A 255-nucleotide genomic window follows, 5' to 3' on the forward strand; every position below is an offset into this window, starting at 1 on the left:
TATTGGCATTTTTGGTATCATTCATTTTCCTGTAGAGATCGCCTACTTTTTCTTTCTGTTCGAGTTCTTTGTACAAATCGATTGCTTTTTTATACTGATTTGCTTTTTCGTAGCAGTTTGCGGCTTCTGATTTATTCTTTAATTTTTTAAGATAAATAACCGCCGCTTCATTGTATAAACCTCCGTCTTCCAGTGTTTTTGCCCCGCGATAGTAATCTTTCATTAAATTCATGTATACTTTTGCCGCTCTTTTAT

General features: G+C 34.1%; 1 pseudogene. It reads right to left on the reverse strand.

The features are described 5' to 3' along the window. Positions 1–223 (reverse strand): annotated as a pseudogene (locus tag WFK35_RS23230) (hypothetical protein); the annotation flags it as partial. Positions 224–255: the final 32 nt, after the last annotated feature.

It is taken from the genome of Chryseobacterium sp. VD8, assembly GCF_037149975.1.
Taxonomy (GTDB): domain Bacteria; phylum Bacteroidota; class Bacteroidia; order Flavobacteriales; family Weeksellaceae; genus Chryseobacterium; species Chryseobacterium indicum.